We start from the raw sequence: 15,901 nt of genomic DNA, 5'->3' as shown, positions 1-15,901 counted from the left end.
TCTACGTCAGAGACATCGACCGGCGCAGCCGCCCCGAAGTCAGCAGAGCTAGCAGGGCGATGATGGGGACAACCCAAAAGAGCACGGTGGGGCTATTCGCAGATCCGGCACCGAGCCAGACGGCGAGAACACCCACGATGATCAGTGCATCAGCCTGCCAGAAAGCCGCGCCGATCGAAGATGCATCTCCGGCCGGGGTGGGCACTGGCATCAGGAGCTCGATTGGCATCGGACCCTTTGCCGCGTCGCAGGCGCGAACTGCAACAAGAGTCGCCGAGAGGGCTACCGCTGTCGCAGCTGTCGCCGCGCCACCGGCTAGCGCGGCGGTGATTGTGGGAATGACGATCGCCAGGGCAGGAAGCATGGTGTGTAGCCGAAACAGTTCCGCTGGGGTTTGACGGAACAACGACGGTCGGCCAGCGGTATCGGCGGCATGGCGAAAACCATCAGAGAAGACTCCCAGTGCTGCAAAAGCGAGCAGCCCAGCAGCTAGCGCATATGCCCAGGTCACTCCGTCAGCGGCGACGTGCATCCATCTCCACGCGACACCCGACAAAGCGAGCGCGAGCGTGGCAAGTGCCACAGCGAGGCGTATCGGATTGCGCGCTAGACCGATTGCATCGCGTTGCAAGACAGCGAGGGCGAGGGGCTGGTCCAGCGGAATCCGCACTCGCCGACCGACAGCAGGAACCGCTCGCAAACGGTCGAAGGCGCCCGCAAAATCACCGGTGCGTACGAGCTGGGTGAGAGCCTCCCACCGCTCCGCATGCAGAACTACGGTTCGTGGATCAAGCCGCTCGACGAGAACGAGCGCCAACGCGAGCGAAACGAGTGCGAGCACGCCGAGCACGGCCAATGAGAGCCTCGAATCGACGCTTGCCGGAGCTGTCGACGGCCAAAGAGCAGCAAGCAGCGACCAAGGAGATGCCCACGCTGAGGGTATGAAGATGGCGAGCGCCGCGCTACCCGCCACTGCTGCGCCGATGCTGACTGTCCACCAGCGGGGCAAGGCCTGACCGATAAGCCACAGCATCCCGAACAACACCGCCACCAGGCACATACCAGCGACAAAACTCAGGCTGGCGCCAATTTCTTGATTGCCAGCGACGAACCCGGTAACGGCCAATGCGGCGACGGCAGCAAAAAGCAAGATGGTGCTCACGAGCGCAAACGTCAACTGACGGCCCCAGGCGACTCGAGGCGCAATCGAGCTGTTACCGAGCGTGCTCGCGACAAAGGGAGCGGGGGCCACCGGGCCGCGCACCCGACCGCCTGCCAACGCAAGACACCCCAGTCCGGACGCAAAGACGGTGATGATTGTGCGGGCTGATTCGTTGAGCATTGCCTCTTGCGCGGCGGGTAGAGCCAGCGTGAGGACCACAGCGTGGACAATCGGGACGCCCAGCACGGCACCGACGAGCACGCCCACATAGACGACGTACGCCATGTTCCAACCCGAAGGGCGGTCAGACCGGGCGCGCCATACCGCGTGTGCGGCATGGACTCGGCCGCGGTCGGAGCGGCTGGGTGAAATGTTCACACCGGTTCGCCGACGGTGATCGCTTGTGCGCCGACTGCATCTACGAGTGCGGCATCGTGTGTCGCGAATACGACGCCGATTCCGTCGGTCAACCGACGACGAATCGCAGTAGCGACGAGGGCTCGCCGTGAGGCGTCTAGCCGCTGTTCTGGTTCATCGAGAAGATACACATCGCACGGACGCGACAGGGTGAGCGCGAGCGAGAATAGCTGGAGTTGCCCAGACGAGAGCTCGTGCGTGTAGCGCTCCGCGAGCGGGGTGATGTTGAAGTCGTCGAGAAGCGCGTAGCCCGTGGCCTCGCCCGCCTCAGCGGAATCGCCCCAGGTCGCACGAACGAATCTCAGTTGTTCTCGCAATGTCAGGTCGCGCGCGAATGGCGGGGAGCCGATCATGGCGGCAATGGCCGCGCGGTGACTCGCCTTGCGGGTGCTTAGTTGTTCGCCCCGAAGCTTGACCTGACCGCTGCTCGGCGAGGTCAAGCCGCCGAGAACGCGAAGCAAGGTGGTCTTGCCTGCGCCGTTCTGCCCGCGGATCGCAACGGCTTCTCCCTCGGATGCGCACAACGACGTCTCAGGTAGCAGTACCTGGTTATCGATGACGACGCTGACGGCTCGGGCTTCGAGCAACGAGTCCCTGTCGTCTGCCATGAGCACCCCATCATCGTGCGCACTGAGTGCGCTCAGTCGTCTTCGCTCATCCTACGATCGAAGGGTCGACAAGAGGTCGCCTGGGCACGAGCCGCCGCGCGCTAGCGCAAGAACGCTGCGGCCACCCCTGCATCCACGGGTATGTGCATGCCAGTCGTGTGCGACAGGTCAGACGAGCACAGCACGAACACGGCATTCGCAACGTTCTCTGGAACAACTTCGCGCTTCAAGATGGTTCGCTGCGCATAGAAATTTCCGAGGTCGGCTTCGTCGACGCCATAGGTGGCGGCTCTGTTCGCTCCCCAACCGGAGGAGAAGATGCCGGAGCCGCGGACGACGCCATCAGGATTGATGCCGTTCACACGGATTCCAAATTCTCCCAATTCTGCCGCGAGCAATCGCACCTGGTGCGACTGATCGGCCTTCGTTGCTGAATATGCGACGTTGTTAGGGCCAGCGAATACCGAGTTCTTGCTCGAAATGTAGACGATGTCGCCGCCCAGGTTCTGAGCGATCATGACGCGGGCGGCATTTTTGGAAACCAGAAACGAGCCCTTGGCCATCACATTGTGCTGCAGGTCCCAGTCTGCCTCCGTCGTCTCAAGCAACGACTTGGCCAGTGAAAGCCCCGCGTTGTTGACCACGAGATCGAGTCCGCCGAAGGCCAACACGGTGCGGTCAATTGCCGCCTTCACTGCGTCTTCGTCGGAGACATCGACGGCGACACCAATGGCAACATCTGTCGACCCGATTTCCGCGGCAGCGGCCGTTGCTCGTTCAAGGTCGAGGTCTCCGACGACAACACACGCACCTTCGGCTGCGAGGCGCTTTGCGGTGGCCTTGCCGATTCCGCCCGCCGCACCCGTAATAAACGCGATCCGTGAAGCGAGCGGCTTGGGAGCTGGCATGCGCTGGAGCTTGGCTTCTTCGAGTGACCAATACTCGATACGAAACTTCTCTGATTCACTAATCGGCTGGTAGGTCGAGATTCCCTCGGCGCCGCGCATGACGTTGATGGCGTTCATATAGAACTCGCCAGCAACGCGCGCTGTCTGCTTGTTGGCGCCGAAGCTGAACATGCCCACCCCGGGCACCAACACAATCATCGGATCGACACCCCGGATTGCAGGGCTCTGTGCCGTGGCATGGCGCTCGTAGTAGTGCTGGTAGTCGCGGCGATACTCGACGACCAACTCTGCCAGGCGCGCCACGGAGTCCTCAACGCTGGTGGTGGCTGGCAGATCAAGCACCAGCGGCTTTACCTTGGTGCGAAGGAAATGATCGGGGCAACTTGTTCCCAACGCCGTGAGTCGCGGGTGCTCCGCTGCGGCGAGGAAGTCCAGAACGACGGAACCGTCGCTGAAGTGGCCAACCATTGGTCGGTCGCTCGAGACCATCCCGCGAATCGCCGGCGCGAGAGCGGCCGCTTTTGCCCGGCGCTCCCGCTCGGGTAGGGCTTCAAAGCCGGCCAGGGCTGGTCCGAATGGCTCCGCCTTGCTGTGCTTCTCGATGTAGTCGGCGGCTGTCTCAATGATCCAAAGAGAATTTGCCTCTGCCTCGTCGCTGGTGTCTCCCCACGCAGTGATTCCGTGACCACCCAGGATGACTCCGATTGCTTCGGGCGACGACTCTTTGATCGCTGCGATGTCGAGACCGAGCTGAAAGCCGGGCCGTCGCCACGGCACCCAGGCCACTTTCGAGCCGAAGATCTCTGCCGTGAGGCTCTCACCGTCTGCGGCCGCGGCAATGGCGATTCCTGAATCTGGGTGAAGATGATCGACGTGCGCTGCATCTACCAAACCATGCATTGCGGTATCGATCGACGGCGTTGCTCCGCCTTTGCCGAATAGCACGTGGTCAAACGCGGCCACCATCTCGTCTTCTCGGTCGATTCCGGGGAAGACATCAGTGAGTGCCCTTAGGCGTTCCACATGCAACACGGACAATCCCGACTCGGTGAGTGTTCCGAGGTCTCCGCCTGAGCCCTTGACCCACATCAGTTGCGCAGGCTCTCCGGTGAGGGGATCCCGTTCGAATCCCTTGGCGCTGGTGTTTCCGCCTGCGAAGTTGGTGTTCTTTGGGTCGGCTCCAAGTCGATTGGAGCGAGCGAGGAGCTCGGCTGCTGCCTGATTCGTCATGATGGTAGATCCTTCGTCAGTGGGGATAGGCGTCAGGGCAAAGAGATGGTCGGTGCGGCGAGGGCGACTCGTCGGTGTGCGTTGCGACAACCGTATGCGCGCGCGGCGAAGAAGTGCTGGTCTAAACCGGGGCCATGGCATCCGATAGACACTTCGCCTGCTTCCCTGATGCCCGCCGCATCGCGTTGTATTCGAGGCGCGCATGCTACTGATCGTCCTCGACCGAGTGGGTAACCCACAGCCGCCAATAGTTGCTGGGCATCGTGAGTTGTCTTGCGATCACTGTAGGAATGAAAAAGCCGCAAGTCAACTGAATATCTTCGTTCGAAAGCGATTTAGTTTCTTTTTGCTTTCGTTTCTTGACGGCAAACGACCATTTGGGTTAGCGTCCTCTACACAGAGCGTTCAGCTTTGTTCGTCAGCGTCGTCGATCCTCAGGAGCCAAAGTGTCACAGCGGTACGACTTTGTGCGTGAGGAAGGCATCCTCCAAGATCTCAACGCCCACGGCCGAGTCGTCGTGAACGATCTGGCCGAGCGTCTTGGAGTGTCAGCGGTAACGATTCGCAAAGACCTCGCAACCCTCGAGGAACGCTCACTGTTACGGCGCGTCCGCGGTGGTGCGGTGGCCTCGTCGACCGGCGAGGAAGGCGCCTTCGCTGAACGTCTGCGTAAGGACGCCAACACCAAGCGCGAGATCGCTCGCGAAGCGGCGCAACTGGTGCCAGACGGATCCGTCATCGCGATGGATTCATCGACGACGACCTACTACATGGCGCTGGAATTGCTCGATCGACGTGACTTGATCGTCATCACTTACGGCATGAGAGTAGCGACCCTGTTCATGGACCACTCTCGTGCAACTGTGATCATGCCGGGCGGAGTTCTTCGACGAGCATCGGCTTCAATGGTTGGAGCGATTTCGAATGTCATGGAGGGGCGCGGTCGCATTGACATGGGCTTCTTCGGAGTGGCTTCGCTGTCTCTAGAGCTCGGGTTGCTTGAGCTTTCGAACGAAGAAGCGTTCACCAAACAGGGCCTGGTCGCCGCGACTGACGCGGTCTATGGATTGTTCACCTCGTCGAAGATCAACTCTTTTGGTCTGCATACCTTCGCGGACGTGGACACGCTCGCCGGGTTGTACACCGACGAGCACGCCGACGACTCTTTCGTGTCGAAATGGGAAGCCCGCGGGGTTCCCGTGCACCGAGTCGCGGGCACCGGCGCAATCCTCGACGACAGCATCCGCGCGCAGCAGGCCGTCAACGGACGGTCGCGAGACGAAAGCGGCGACGAATGAGCGTCGTAGTAGCGGCGATTGATCTCGGGGCTGAAAGCGGACGGGTCGCGGGGGTCAGCTTTGATGGCGCAACGCTCGAGCTTCAGATCGCCCACCGATTCGCGCACGTGCCTCGCACCACCTCCGGATGGTTGCACTGGGACCTCGATGAGATCTGGGCGAACGTGCAGAAAGGGCTTTCGAACTTAGCTGGTCGAGGCGCTGTTGCCTCTACCGGCGTCGATACCTGGGGGCTGGACTACGGACTCTACGGGCGCAAGGGCGAACTGTTGGGTGCACCGACTGCCTACCGCGACGCTCACCGAGTCGAGTGCTTCGATGACGCCATCCGAACGCTCGGTCCGCAAACGATCTACGACGCCACGGGCATTCAGCTCATGGAGATAAACAGTCTGTTCGGCCTCATGGCAGAAAAGTCCAATCGCGCCGAACACTTCGCAAAGGTTGATCGAATTCTGATGATGCCCGACGTGATGCATCGCCTGCTCAGCGGCAGCAGTGTCACTGAGTACACCGCAGCATCCACCTCGGGAATGTTCGACACCAGACGAGGAGAGTGGGCAACAGAACTGCTTGACCTTGTTGAACTGCCCGCACACATCATGCCGGAGGTCGTCGCCCCCGGCACCGATATCGGTGCCGTAGTTGGTGACCTGGCAGTGGGTGGCCTGAGCGAAACTCGGGTGATCGCGCCTCCCGCCCACGACACAGCGAGCGCAGTTCTTGCGATTCCGGATGCTGGGCGCCAAACCTTGTTCATCTCGTCGGGAACATGGTCGCTCGTGGGCGTTGTTCTCGAAGCGCCGATCATCAACGCCGCGGCGCGCAGCGCGAACATGACCAACGAGGGTGGCTACGGCGGCACCACCAGGTTCCTGCGCAACGTCATGGGACTGTGGGTGCTTCAAGAGTGCCGCCGTCAGTGGCAACGCGATGGCCAAACATTCGGCTACCAAGAGCTGGTAGACCTCGCTGCGGCAGAAGCGCCGTTGCGCAGCGTTATCAATACGAACGCGATCGACTTTCTTGCACCGGGCGACATGCCGCGTCGAATTCAGAACTATTGCCGGGCGAATGCCATTGCCGTGCCTGAGACCGTCGGGCAGATCACGCGCACAATCATCGACTCGCTCGCACTGTCGTATCGCCTGGTTGCAGAAGACATCGCCTCAATCACCGGCACTCCTCTCCACTCGATCGCCGTTGTCGGCGGCGGTGGGGCGAATGGGCTGTTGCAACAGGCGACGGCTGACGCGACCGGGCTGCCCGTCGTTTGCTGGGCGAGGGAAGCCACCGCCCTGGGCAATGCGGTCAGCCAACTTCGCACGCTCGGCGAACTTAACTCGCAGCGAGAGATGTGGGACGTCATTCGCGCGAGCACACAGACACACACCTATGAGCCAGCGGCACACCACCGCTGGCACGAGGGTGCACACAAGCTTCGACAGTTGGAGCGTGCCGAGGCGCGTCGCCGCGGGCTCGAGGAAACCGAACCGACATCACTCGTTTCGGACAACCACAGGGCATAGACGCCCTGCGATCACAAGGAGGCAACACGATGATGAAGTCAAAGAAGGCGCTTGTCTTTGGAGCCATAGCCGCAATCACCGCGATGGCGCTTGCGGGGTGCACGAGCCGAAACGATGACACCACCGATACGTCGGGCTCTGATTCCAGCTCTGAAGAACAGGTCACGGTGGCGTTCGTTCCCAAGCTTCAGGGTATTCCCTACTTCGAGGCCATGAACGCGGGTGGCGAGGCTGCCGCAGAAGAACTGGGCATCGAATGGCTCTACCAGGGGCCGACAACGGCGGATGCTGCCGCGCAGGCTGACATTGTGCGGTCGTTCATTCAGCAGGGCGTTGACGCGTTGATTGTTGCGCCAAACGACCCCGACTCGATGGCACCGCTCCTGCAGGAGGCCGCCGATGCTGGTATCAGCGTCGCAACGTCTGACACCGACGCGCCGAACTCGGTACGTGAAGTGTTCGTCAGCCAGGCCTCTGTTGAAGGTATTGCTCACGCTCTTACCGACACGCTGCTGAGTGCGATGGGCGGTTCGGGCAAGTACGCGATCGTCTCGTGCGGTGAGACGGCTGCGAACCTGAACTCGTGGATCGAGGTGCAGGAGACCTACACGGCGGAGAACTACCCAGACGCGGAGATCGTCGACATCGTCTATGCAGGTGAAGACCAGGCTGCCGCGACCTCGATGGCAACGGACCTCATGAACGCGCACCCTGACCTCACGGGTCTCGTGGGCGAGTGCACCTCGTCGGCGCCAGGTGTCGCGCAGGCGGTGCAAGATGCCGGAAAGATCGGCGAGGTCTTCACCAACGGACTCGGCACACCGATGTCGATGGCTCCCTACCTGAAGGATGGCTCGTCCAGCGCGTCGATTCTCTGGGATGTGGAAGCACTGGGTTACCTCACCGCATGGACAGGGTTGCAGCTTGCTGAAGGCAACGAACTGCAGGCGAGCAACGACGTGAGTGCTGACCTTCCTGCTGTGGAGTTCGACTCCGAGACCAAGGTGCTCCTGCTGGGGCCGGCTCTCGAGATCACCGCAGAAAACGTCGACTCGTTCGACTACTAATCGGTCACGGGTGGGGATCCTTTCGGGTCCCCACCCGCTCATCCCCCCATTCATGGAAAAGCGAGGAGTGAGTACGCAATGAGCGCAGATCTCACGACTGATTCGACCGAGAACTTTCGGCTCGAAATGCGGAACGTCACGAAGAACTACGGCGGCGTTCGCGCCATCCGGCATGCTGAACTCTCGATCCGACCCGGCACCGTGCATGCCCTTGTTGGAGAAAATGGCGCGGGCAAGTCGACGCTGATCAAGATCCTCTCGGGAGCAGAGCGTGCCGACACCGGAACCATTGATTTCGACGGCAAGCGCGTCAACATCGCCTCGACGAGCGATGCGATCGATCTTGGAGTGCAAACCGTCTACCAAGAACCCCAGCTCTTCGCCGATCTGACCGTCGCGGAGAACGTGTTCGTCGGACGCGAGCTCAAGAGGGGAATGCGCATCGACTGGTCGCGTCAAGCAGACCAGATGCATGGACTGCTCGATACCGTCGGTCTGTCAGAACACACCGCACTGGCTACGGTCGGAACGCTGTCAATTGCCGCCCAGCAGCAGGTGTCGATCGCCAAGGCGCTCGCCGGTGAAGCATCGATACTCATTTTGGACGAGCCTTCAGCGATCCTCACCGATTCTGAGATCGAGGTGCTCTTCACCGTCATCCGACGTTTGACAGCGGCAGGCGTCGCTGTCATTTATATCTCGCACCGCCTCGACGAGCTGTTTCGCATCGCTGATCAGGTGACGGTCATGCGCGACGGCGAAACGATCACCACGAAACCTATCGATGAACTCTCCGTGCGCCAGATCGCCGAGCTGATGGTCGGTGGCGTCGTCAGTGAGTCGCGCCCCAAAGACGCCGGCAACGCTGGCGAGACGGTGCTCCAACTCGAATCATTGTCGAGGAAGGGCCACTTCAACGATATCGATCTGTCGGTGCGCTCTGGTGAGATCGTAGGTCTTTACGGGCTGGTTGGCTCCGGAGCCGGTGATATCGCGAGCGTCGTCTACGGCATCGACCGTCCAACATCCGGTCGGATGTTGCTTGAGGGCGATAGCGCCGCAGTCAAGAACCCCACCCACGCGAAGCGTCTCGGTATTTATTTATTGCCCGCCAACCGCTCGGCGCAGGGCTCGTTTTCCTTCCAGAGCATCGCGTTCAACATCACCATCGGCCAGCTTGAGATGCTCAGCAGGCTGCCCGGTTGGGTGACCAAACGCAAAGAGCGAGAAATCGCAAAGAACTTCATCGAACGGCTCTCTATTAAGACGCCGAGTGAACGGCAACCAATCAGCGCAATGTCGGGCGGAAACGCCCAGAAAGTCGTGTTGGCGCGGCAGCTAGTCCGCAGACCGAAGGTGCTTGTCCTCGCTGAGCCGACTCAGGGCGTCGATGTTGGCGCCAAAGAAGAAATCCACCGCATTATCTCTGAACTGGCTGACCAGGGCACGGCCGTGCTCGTTGTCACCAGCGACCTCGGAGAAGTGCTGCGCATCTCGGATCGAATCATCGTCGTAAAAGCCGGTGAGATCGCTGCCGAATTCACGAACGAAGCTACCCAAGTAGAGATCCTCGCGGCGGCCGCTGGCGAGTGGTCCGAGCCTGACCCGTCGGTAGCTGACGCTTCAGATTCAGAGGACAACGCATGACCATCGATACGAGCGCCACTGCTGAGAAAGCTCCGCAGCACGCCACTGCTCGCCGCATCCTTCCACCACCGTTGACCGGCCAAGAAATTGTACTTCTCGGTGTCGTTGCGGTGCTGTGGATGCTGCTTGGCTTGTTCACTCCCGCGTTCCTTACGCCCGGATCGATTCAGCCCCTTCTCGTCGCGGTGGCGCCCATCGCGTTGATCGGCGTGGGCATGACGTTCGTGATCATCACGGCAGGAATCGACGTCTCTGTGGGCGGCGCGATTATGCTGTGCGCTGTCGTGACCGCCAAGATGCTCGTGAACTTTGATGTTCCATTGCTGGTGGCCGTGCTGCTGTCGGTCGTCCTCGGAACGCTGCTTGGTGTCATCAACGGTGTGCTTACCGCCTACGGGCGAGTGCACGCCATCATCATCACATTCGGAACCGCGAACATCTTCCAGTTCTTCGCCCTGCGGGTGTTTGGTTCATCCACCGTCAACGGCATTCCCAGCACGCTCGACGTATTCGGTCGAGGAGAGGCAGGCCGAACCTTCGGAATTCCGCACAGCTTCGCGATAACGCTAGCGATTGTCGCTCTCGCATGGTGGTATCTGCGACACAGCTCGGGCGGCCGCAACCTGTTCGCGATCGGCAGCAATGCGCAAGCCGCACGTTTGGCCGGCATCAAGGTGCAGCCGCGGGTCGTCATGGCATACGCCGTAACCGGGGCGTTGGTCGGGCTCGGGTCCTGTTTCATTCTTGCTTCGGGTACTTCGACCTTGGACCAGGCTGTTGGTTCAGGCCGAGAGTTGGCAGTGATCGCCGCTGTCGTTATCGGCGGGACGTCCATCCTTGGTGGCCGCGGGTCTGTGATCGGCACGCTCCTCGGTGCGCTGCTGGTGCAAACGGTCACTTCTGGAGTTACCCAGCTGGGATGGCCATCACAACTGGCCAACCTCTTCGTTGGCATATTCATCATCGTGGCGGTCGGAACGGATCTACTCCGCGAACGAGCAAGGAGACGAGCATGACTACCGCGCAGACGCCGCCGCCAGCGGCCATGGAACGGAAGAAGTCACCCGCTGTCAAACGGTCGCCGATCTCACGGGCGATTGAGGCGCTGCTCACCCAGCGCATCGTGCTGCTTGCAGTATTGCTCATTGTCGTCGTGGCATTCATGTCGATTCTGGATGCGGCAGGAGGCCTCAGCGGTTCGTTCGACGCCGACTACATGATGGCGTCGTTGATCGGCGCAGTGCCGCTCGCCATGTTGGGGCTGGCGCAACTGCTGGTGATTCTGTCGGGGCGTGGTGGCATCGATCTCTCGGTTGGATCGATCGTCTCGCTCACCGGCATCGCATTCGGGCTCGCTTATGGCATCTGGGAGTGGGGCTTCCTCGCTTCGCTGATTGTCGCGATTGTCGTCGGCGGAGCATGTGGTGCGGTCAACGGCGCGCTCGTCGCCTACATCGGCTTTCCGCCGCTCATCGCTACGCTGGCGACCTTCTATGCATTTCGTTCGCTCGCCCTAGTAGTGAGCGACCAGAAGCCGATCAACTCGCCGGTCATTCAAGACTTCTACTCGGCGGCGCAATCAATCGAGCTTCCGCTGATCGGAGGATCGCTGCCGCTCGTTCCGCTCGGCATCTTTACGTTCCTGCTACCGACGATCGTGATCGTGTGGATCATTCTCAACAAGACGAGCTTCGGGCGACGTATTTACGCGATCGGCACGAACGATACGGCAGCTAAATGGTCGGGAGTGAACACCAAGACCAACCGGTTCGCTGTCTATGTTCTGTCTGGGGTGATCTCTGGGCTGGTCGCCGTCGTCACGGTTGCCCAATTCGCATCAGCTCGTCCCGATGCGGGCAACAGCGGCAACGGAATGGCGCTGCCAGCGATCACGATCGCGGTGCTCGGAGGCGTGGCCATCACCGGTGGAATAGGCCGAGTTGCCGGTGTTGTGCTGGCTGCCCTTCTGATCGTCTGGATCAACGCTGGAATTCTGCTCGCTCTGCCGGGCAACGAAGGATCGCAGTTCCAGCTCTTTGCCCTGGGCGCGGTGCTTATTCTTGCTTCGTTGCTCAACGGGCTTACCAAACGCAAATATGGAGGAATCTAGATGACCGCCGAATGGAACCCCGCGCTCGTTAGCGATGAGCTGATCACGCTCACCCGTCGCTTGGGAGACCCTGCTCACGACCTCGTCATCCTCGCTGAGGGAAATACCTCGCAACGGCTTGATGACGGTCGGATCGCGGTAAAGGCCTCTGGCGCCAATATGGCAACCTCTACGCGTGATGACTTCGTGATCGCTGAAGTGCCACCGCTCGCTGCGATGATTGCCTCGTCGGCGACGACGCAGGAAGAACTCACGAGCGCCCTGGATGCTGGTCAACACGAAGGAGCGCGACGACGCGGGTCGATTGAGACCCTCATTCATGTTGCGGTACAGACGATTGCGCCGACCGCGTTCGTAGCGCATACGCATCCGACCGCGGTCGTGTCGTTGCTCGCGAGCGTGCACGCTGAGACAGCTTTTGATCGTCCGGTGTACAGCGATGAACTTGTTGTGACGGGCAAGCCACTGTTCGTGCCGTATGCGCAACCCGGAATCGAACTGGGACAGCTTTTCGCTCACCGACTTGATGCGTATGCGCAGAGTGAGGGCTCGCTGCCCTCACTCGTGCTGTTGGGCAACCACGGAATCGTGGCGATTGCGTCGAGCGCTGCGGGGGCAGAAGCCATCTCGCTGATGGCAGTCAAGGGGGCACGCGTGCGACTAGCTGCCTATGCAGCGGGTGGGGTGGCCGCACTCAGCGCAGAATCTGTCGCGCACTACTTCGAGCGGGAAGACTTTCACGAACGTCGCAAGAACCTCGCCGGGACCGCGTGATGGCAGGCCCCATCAGCGCAGTATTCTGCGACGTGGGCGGGCCAATCTATGACGATGAGAACTTCGTCGTAGCAGTGCTCGCAGCCTTGGATGAACTGCGCGCGGCCGACGGCCAGCCCGCCGCGGATCGCACCACGTTCCGCGCCGTGTACCGACAAATTCTCAATCAGCAGAGTGGCTCGCTTCGCTCCGCGCTGGCACAGACATTCCTCGGCGAGGCTGGGCGCAAAGGCGAACTGCACGACCTCACCCGACAGTATTGGGTGCACCCCGTGGGCACGATGTACGACGACGCGTTGCCGTTCTTTCAGGCCCTCGCAGGCAAAGTCACGATCGGAATCCTTGCCAACCAAGAGGCTGCCGTGATCGATGCTCTTGAGCGTGATGGCATCGGCTCGATGGTTGATGTGTGGGGCGTTTCGGCCGTCGTGGGGTATGAGAAGCCCTCACCTGAGCTGTTTCGTTGGTGCATGCGTGAGGCTGGGGTTGAGCCCGGCAACGCCATTCATGTCGGAAACCGTCTGGATACTGATGTGCGTCCTGCGAAGTCGCTCGGACTGCGTACCGCGTGGATTCTTCGCGGCGAGGCACCTGAACGGCCCACCGACTTGCAACTGCGTGAGCCTGACATCGCCGTGACAGTTCTTGTGGGCCTTGCAGATTGTCTGCTCTCGGATGATCCTTTCTCACCTGACGCGCAAACTGCCTTGCAGAGTTATTCGATATGACGGGTTCAGGCGTTGTTCTAGGAGTTGATCTCGCGACAGCAAATGCCCGAGTCGTGGCGGTCGATATGGAGCATGGCGCGACGATCGCCACGAGATCGCGGTCGCTTCCGGTGCCACACGGCGCAGGAGGCGTACGTGAACAGGCTCCGCTGTACAGCGATATCGTTATCGCTCTAGTCGCTGCTGTGGTGCAAGATCTCGGCAAACAGGCGAGCGAAGTTCGCGCGATTTGCACAACGGGAACATCGGGCACGGTCGTCCCGACAGACAGTGACGGACACCCCGTTGCTGAGGCGTTGCTCTACAACGATGCGCGCGGCGGCGAGTATCTTGACTCGATTCGCGCTACTCACACCGGCGGTCGGCCTAACGGCGCGTTGCTGCGCACGGCGTGGTTGCAACGCCACCGACCATCGCGGCTGTACCTCTTCACACCCGACGTCGTGAACGCTGCGCTCGCAGGGCGCGTGTTGCCAACGGACACTTCGCACGCGCTGAAGAGCGGCATCGACCCGATAGCTCGCACATGGGATCACGCGGCACTTGACGCGCTCGGCGTGCCGGAGCAGTCACTGTCGCCTCTCGTTGCGCCGGGCACAGCTATTGGCACCGTGGACGAGTCGGTTGCCGCGACCTGCGGACTGCCGCGTGGCGTGGCGATCATCGCCGGCATGACCGATGGTTGCACTTCTCAGATCGCGACAGGAGCAGTCGAAGAGGGACAAACGGTCGGGATTCTCGGAACAACTCTCGTCATCAAAGCGTCAGGTGCAAGCGACGTTACTGACGCGGCCTTCGGCGTGTATTCACACGTCGCCCCCGACGGTCTCTTTTGGGCCGGTGGGGCATCCAATACGGGGGGCGGGGTGTTGCAGCGGCATGATGCACTCGGAGTGGATTCGCGCGAGGCTGACACCGCCGCTGCGGACGTTACAGCAATGGAGTTGGTCAGTTACCCGCTCGCGGGGACTGGAGAGCGATTCCCAGTCGTCTCAAGCAAATTCTCTGGGTTCACTGTCGATAAGACAGGCGCTCCGGCAACGGCGAATACTCCCATAGAGCGACATCGTGCCGATCTCGAAGGCATCGCGTTTGTCGAGCGGCTGGGTCTCGAGCGGCTGCGACGGCTAGGGGTGCCAGCTGGCGCGCACTTCGTCAGCGGGGGTGCGAGCTCGAGTGTCGTGTGGAACACCATTCGCGCGTCGGTGATCGGCACGCAGCTCTTCGTTCCGCGAGAGCGCTCCAGTGGGTTCGGCGCGGCAATACTCGCAGCCGCGGCGCTGGCCGACCGTCCATTCAACGACACGGTTCAACGGATGGCTGCAGTGGAAACGACCGCCGACCCTGATCCGCGCCAGATCGAACCACTCAATGAGCGATATGCACGCTTCTTGGAGCAACTGAACACGCGAGGTCTTCTTTAAGCGCCGCGGACGCTCATGAGCGCTACTAGGCGGCCGCGGGGCTGAGCTCATTTGCTCGCGTGAGCCTGTCTCAAAACTCCTATGCGAGCGCCAGGCCGCGCTACGCCGAGAAGCGTGGAATGAGCGCAGGCGTGCGCTTCTTGTAGGCGGCGTAGTCCTCGTTCGAGCCCCAGCGCTTATCGGCCTTCGCCTCGAGCAGGGGAATGCCGCTCACCTTCGTCAAGAGCAAGATGACAAAAAGCGGCGAGATGAGGGCGACCCACTGCCAGCCGCTCAACACGGGAACGGCTACGAGGGTGACGCCGATCCACAGCAGAATCTCGCCGAAGTAGTTGGGGTGACGCGAACGCGACCACAGCCCGCTGCGAATGAAGCTGCCTTCATTGGCGGGATCGGCTTTGAACGCGGACTTCTGCAGGTCGGCGACGATCTCGAAGATGATTCCCACCAGCCACACCACGATGCCGACGATCGCGAGCCAGCCGATCGGTTCACGCGCTTCCGCGCTGGTACTCATCGCAATCCATGCGGCGGCGGCGGTCAGGCTGACCCATAGGGCTTGCAGCATCCACACTCGCAAGAACACCAGCGGCGAGTTCTTGAATTCGTCGAAGCGATCGTCAGAGCCGGCCTTGTGAATGCGCATGAACAAGAACGACCCGAGTCGCGCCGCCCACAGAATGACCATTGCCGCCAAGATCCAGGTGCGCGCATCAGGCGCCGGAGCGAGCAGTAGCAACCCGACCGAGATGCTGATGAACGTGAGGCTTCCGGTCAGATCGAAGAAGCGTTCTGTCTTGGCCAGCATCGAAGGGATGTAGACGATCACCTGAATGATGAAGGCGGCCGCGACGGCCAGGGCGAACAGGGGGAATCCGCCGACCGTGGCGCCACCCTGGCTTCCTACCCAAGCGACAAGACCACCGACGACGATGGCAACGATAACGGCGATCAGTGAGGCGCGGTTCTTAGAGTCCATTGCGTGTTCTTTCGGGATCG

The 15,901-nt window shown here is 61.2% G+C and carries 13 protein-coding genes; 9 read left to right on the top strand and 4 right to left on the bottom strand.

Features of this window, described 5'->3' with window-relative positions:
- Position 1: 1 nt before the first annotated feature.
- The 3 genes from AB0O81_RS06500 to AB0O81_RS06490 form a co-directional block, all read right to left on the bottom strand.
- Positions 2–1,447, bottom strand: a complete 1,446-nt coding sequence (locus tag AB0O81_RS06500) for a hypothetical protein (RefSeq protein WP_363582415.1) — start codon at positions 1,445–1,447, stop codon at positions 2–4.
- A gap of 89 nt (positions 1,448–1,536) precedes the next feature.
- Positions 1,537–2,187, bottom strand: a complete 651-nt coding sequence (locus AB0O81_RS06495) for an ABC transporter ATP-binding protein (protein ID WP_363582413.1) — start codon at positions 2,185–2,187, stop codon at positions 1,537–1,539.
- 101 nt (positions 2,188–2,288) lie between these two features.
- Positions 2,289–4,325: a bifunctional aldolase/short-chain dehydrogenase gene (locus AB0O81_RS06490; RefSeq protein ID WP_363582411.1), complete on the bottom strand. Its 2,037-nt coding sequence runs from the start codon at positions 4,323–4,325 to the stop codon at positions 2,289–2,291.
- A gap of 446 nt (positions 4,326–4,771) precedes the next feature.
- Here AB0O81_RS06490 and AB0O81_RS06485 point away from each other — a divergent pair, with 446 nt between their 5' ends.
- From AB0O81_RS06485 to AB0O81_RS06445, 9 genes are all read left to right on the top strand, one after another.
- Positions 4,772–5,623: a DeoR/GlpR family DNA-binding transcription regulator gene (locus AB0O81_RS06485; RefSeq protein WP_363582409.1), complete on the top strand. Its 852-nt coding sequence runs from the start codon at positions 4,772–4,774 to the stop codon at positions 5,621–5,623.
- Positions 5,620–7,152, top strand: coding sequence for a rhamnulokinase family protein (locus tag AB0O81_RS06480; protein ID WP_363582407.1), 1,533 nt, complete (start codon positions 5,620–5,622; stop codon positions 7,150–7,152). Before AB0O81_RS06485 ends, AB0O81_RS06480 begins: the two co-directional genes overlap by 4 nt.
- Positions 7,153–7,181: 29 nt before the next feature.
- Positions 7,182–8,219 carry an autoinducer 2 ABC transporter substrate-binding protein gene (locus AB0O81_RS06475; RefSeq protein ID WP_363582405.1) on the top strand — a complete coding sequence of 346 codons (1,038 nt, stop codon included), beginning with the start codon at positions 7,182–7,184 and terminating at the stop codon, positions 8,217–8,219.
- Positions 8,220–8,297: 78 nt separating this feature from the next.
- Positions 8,298–9,866: a sugar ABC transporter ATP-binding protein gene (locus AB0O81_RS06470; RefSeq protein WP_363582403.1), complete on the top strand. Its 1,569-nt coding sequence runs from the start codon at positions 8,298–8,300 to the stop codon at positions 9,864–9,866.
- A complete protein-coding gene (locus AB0O81_RS06465; RefSeq protein ID WP_363582401.1) occupies positions 9,863–10,882 on the top strand; it encodes an ABC transporter permease in 1,020 nt (339 codons plus the stop codon). Before AB0O81_RS06470 ends, AB0O81_RS06465 begins: the two co-directional genes overlap by 4 nt.
- Positions 10,879–11,976, top strand: a complete 1,098-nt coding sequence (locus AB0O81_RS06460; protein WP_363582399.1) for an ABC transporter permease — start codon at positions 10,879–10,881, stop codon at positions 11,974–11,976. Before AB0O81_RS06465 ends, AB0O81_RS06460 begins: the two co-directional genes overlap by 4 nt.
- A complete protein-coding gene (locus AB0O81_RS06455; protein ID WP_363582397.1) occupies positions 11,977–12,750 on the top strand; it encodes a class II aldolase/adducin family protein in 774 nt (257 codons plus the stop codon). It begins immediately after the preceding gene.
- The gene (locus tag AB0O81_RS06450; protein ID WP_363582395.1) at positions 12,750–13,478 is read left to right on the top strand and encodes an HAD family hydrolase; all 729 of its coding nucleotides are present in this window, start codon (positions 12,750–12,752) and stop codon (positions 13,476–13,478) included. Before AB0O81_RS06455 ends, AB0O81_RS06450 begins: the two co-directional genes overlap by 1 nt.
- Positions 13,475–14,902 (top strand): FGGY family carbohydrate kinase, encoded by a 1,428-nt coding sequence (locus tag AB0O81_RS06445; RefSeq protein WP_363582393.1) that lies wholly within the window; start codon positions 13,475–13,477, stop codon positions 14,900–14,902. Before AB0O81_RS06450 ends, AB0O81_RS06445 begins: the two co-directional genes overlap by 4 nt.
- Positions 14,903–15,002: 100 nt before the next feature.
- Here the strand turns inward: AB0O81_RS06445 and AB0O81_RS06440 are convergent, their stop codons facing one another.
- Positions 15,003–15,881: a DUF1295 domain-containing protein gene (locus AB0O81_RS06440; protein WP_363582391.1), complete on the bottom strand. Its 879-nt coding sequence runs from the start codon at positions 15,879–15,881 to the stop codon at positions 15,003–15,005.
- Positions 15,882–15,901 lie beyond the last annotated feature (20 nt).

It is taken from the genome of Microbacterium sp. NPDC076911, assembly GCF_040687125.1.
Classification (GTDB): Bacteria; Actinomycetota; Actinomycetes; order Actinomycetales; family Microbacteriaceae; genus Microbacterium.
The sequence above is the reverse complement of the archived record's forward strand: the minus strand, read 5'-3'. Positions and strand labels throughout refer to the sequence as shown.